Source organism: Shewanella sp. 11B5, from assembly GCF_002836795.1.
Lineage (GTDB): Bacteria > Pseudomonadota > Gammaproteobacteria > Enterobacterales > Shewanellaceae > Shewanella > Shewanella frigidimarina.
Genome location: NZ_PJAP01000852.1, coordinates 1 through 3,583, shown reverse-complemented (window position 1 = coordinate 3,583; position 3,583 = coordinate 1). Strand labels below are relative to the sequence as shown.

Sequence of the window (3,583 nt, the reverse complement as noted above, 5' to 3'; positions counted from 1 at the left end):
TCAAAAAAACGTTCCATCGAGGTTAATTCAACTTTGTCGCCTAATGGTGTCCCCGTAGCATGACATTCAATCACTTCAATGCTGGCAGGGGTTATGCTTGGGTCGATTGCGGCGGCATCACGATAAGCGCGCTCGAATGCTTGCACTTGGCCTTTGCTGTTTGGGCTTAACACAAACTGGCCTTTACCATCGTTCGACAAGCCAATGCCACTGACCAAAGCGTAAATATGGTCGCCATCACGCTCGGCATCTTCAAGGCGTTTGAGCACTAATACCCCTGCACCTTCACCAGCGAACAAACCTTTACTGTTACTATCAAATGGGGCGGAAATACCGTGGTCTGGGTAAGCATGAAATATCGAAAAGCCCATATTGATAAAAAACGGATCTGCTCCCGACACCGCGCCAGCCAGCATCATGTCTGCTTTGCCGGTATGCAAGTAGTCGCAGGCCAATTTTAATGCGTAAACCGAACTGGCACAGGCGGCATCTAAACTTAGCTGCGTACCACCTAATCCCAAAGCATCGGCAACAATTTTAGAGGCATTATGGGCAATGGCACCATTACGTAAGTTAACCGTTTTAGGCGCTACATTATTATTGTTATTGGCATTTTCTGCGGTATTGTTTTGCGATGCTTGATTAAACGATTGCAGATTAAAGTTTGGCTGCTGGAGTTTAATCTGTAAGGCTTTTTCGACCGCGCTGTGATAAAGCGGCACAAATAGCTCGTTAGACTTGGCTGTAGGGAACGATAAAGTGCCCATGACAATGCCGGTGCGTTGCAGCACGTTATTGCTAAGGTCTATACCCGCGTCAGTTAACGCATTTCGTGCGGTGTCGGTTGCCCACAAGAAACTGTCATCCAAACCTGTAAATGCGTCGGGCTCAATACGATAACCTTGAGGGTTAAATTGAAAGTCTTGAATGTAGCCGCCTTTATCACAATAAAAACGGTCCGATTCGCCTTGTACACCCAAGTAGTCACTCGGTGAAGCATTGAGTTTGCTCGCACTGATTTGGCTGCGTGAATCTTTTTTGTCTAATAAGTTTTGCCAAAATTTAGCCGGAGTATCCGCGTCGGGATACTGATTGGCTAAACCGACAATGGCTATTTTAGGGGTGGCTTGAGAACTCAATGAGGTTCTCCTTCTAATGATGTTTCACTGCAACGAGACAGTGGAGAGCCGTCGGCTATTGCCGTCTGCTGAGATAATGAGTTAATTGCATCGTCAAGGCTGCGAATAAAGGGGGCCAATGACATTGGCACGCGATGCGCCATTAATTGTCCCAGACACTTGAGTAAACTGCTGACATCGTCGCCGCCTTTGGCATTAACAGCAATCGCCATTGCTGGGGACGTGTTGTTACTTTGAGCATTGATTTTGTCAATTAAGGTGGTGGTTTGTCTATCGGCTCCGACTTCTACAAATAATCGACAGTCTTGCTCTCGAGCATTGTGGATTAACTGAGTAAAATCCAACTGATGACAGAAAGTATCGGCAATCGATTGTGCAATAGCGTGTGAGTCTAGCGTGACAGGCGCTGTTTGAGCCGCCGAGATAAACTGCAAATGTTCGGGTAAATTTGCCAACAGCGGTTGCAGATAAAACTGACGTACATCGTCGGTAATATTCAGTGCGGCTGGTGTATGCATTGCCGTAATTCGATTGGCAGCAATACCTCGTTTACCTGCTTGTTTTAACAATGCTTTACAACTGGATTCACAACCTGCGATAACACATGTATCGCCTTGAATGATGGCAATATAAGCACGCGGGTAATCCGCTAAATGGGGCGTGAGTTCGTCAATACTGGCTCGAGTCACAAAGCTGTTCCACACAATGGTTTCGTCATCGGCTAATTGCCATTGTTGACGAACGCAGCGAAGCTCGCCTGAAATGTCTTGGGTAAAGATACTGCTGTTTTGGGTTGCCTCAATCATAGTGTGTGGTGCTTGCCAAACATCTAGACTCGCCCACATGGCCGCTTCGCCCATGGAGTAACCCAAGGCAAACTTAGGTTCAATGGCAAATTCTTGCTGCAACAGTTTGGTTAACACATAACTGGCGCCCACACCGGCAATGGCTAATTGGCTCAAACTCATTTGTGCGGTACGGTTTTTATCTGCCGCGTAAATAAACTCGGTTTGTAACATCGATTGCATGTCACCTTGGTTTTCGAGTTCTGCATACACATTGGGGAAAACCAAGCCCATTTGACTGAGCATGTTTGGATACACAGTACCGACGCCAGGATAAACAAAACTCAAACCATGATCACCCAGCGGCGCAGAATAGAAACAACTGCCAGCAGGGGTTTTATATTCTATCGGCGGGTTATCGTTAACGTCTGGCTGAAGGTGAGTCGACATTGTTGCCAACATCGCATTAATTTCTATGATTAATCCGTTACGATCCTGCGCCATTAACACTAAAGCTAGGGGCGCATCCGTTTGATAATCGGCCAATGTACTTTTGATAAGTTTTAGTAAGCTGACATCGTCTGTCGCCGAATTGACCTGCGCAGAGAAAGCCATCAGTTTAGTGTGCAGTTGCACCAATGAAGTGGCACATAATGGCAGCCATAAACGTTGGGGATTAACCAATTGCTTTGAGGCGACTAATGCACGTCCTTGGGTCAAGATCATTGCCTGAACACCGTTGGCACTTGGGTAACATAACGCTGCAACTCGACTTTGGTGAAGTGGGCTAAACCAATACTGGCTGTTGACCTTGTCCTGTGTTGGTATACAGCGACTGGCGATAGACTCTACTAGGGCGGTCATTGCGGCCAATGCGGTTTGTGCATTATTAGCAGTATTGGATTTTACGCTGCCATCTAACGCGACAATCTGCGGTTGAGTATGTAAACGTTTTGCATGATTCAGCGCCAGTGTTATTGCTTCAGCCTGATTGCTACCAAGTGCAACACCATTGAGATAAGCGTGCGCATTGACGCCATGTTTCGCGGCAAGTAGCCCCGGCATTATCCACAACCGATCGGCAATATTGATCATTTCATCTGTAGTGGATGATAGCCGCTCTATGCTGTGCAATAACGCCAGTTCAAAACCGTCGCTATGCTGAGTATCAATCGTAATCTTGTGCTCATTAACCGAGTCGATATTGGGTTTTCTCAGCAACAAAGCCAAGCGCATTGGCTTGGTTTGTTGCTGCAAAATACGCTCACTAATGGATTTTAGCGCCATGTTATCTGTGGCTGTCACACTGTGTCCTTGTGTGAAAGTTCAGCAGAAGCTTCATGTGGAATAAATGCCCCATTCAAACTCTTACTAATGGTCACTTTAGCATTGAGCATTTGGCAACTCAGGCGGCCGTCTTGATGATATAAACTCACGTTAGCCACTAGCATTCTTCCGCTGTGCTTAACCACATCAAGTTGAATATAACCTTTATCGCCATTTGCAAATGGCCAAGCTGTAACACACTCACCGGTTGATGATGGTAAACTTGCGGCATCGTATTTTAGTCTTGCCCATACCAACATGGCTTGTAGTAGCAAGTCTTCAGCGAAAATTTGGCTACCACCTAATGCCGATGACGGTATAAAACCTTGGCAA

At 46.4% G+C, this 3,583-nt stretch carries 3 protein-coding genes; all 3 read right to left on the bottom strand.

What is annotated here, in order from left to right; translation table 11 throughout:
- A partial coding sequence (locus CXF78_RS17115) for a beta-ketoacyl [acyl carrier protein] synthase domain-containing protein (protein ID WP_145991535.1) occupies positions 1-1,160 on the bottom strand: 1,160 nt, incomplete at its 3' end.
- Positions 1,136-3,229: a PfaB family protein gene (locus tag CXF78_RS17110; protein WP_102037438.1), complete on the bottom strand. Its 2,094-nt coding sequence runs from the start codon at positions 3,227-3,229 to the stop codon at positions 1,136-1,138. The genes CXF78_RS17110 and CXF78_RS17115, both read right to left, overlap by 25 nt.
- A partial coding sequence (locus CXF78_RS21530; protein ID WP_180957203.1) for a hypothetical protein occupies positions 3,226-3,583 on the bottom strand: 358 nt, incomplete at its 5' end. The genes CXF78_RS17110 and CXF78_RS21530, both read right to left, overlap by 4 nt.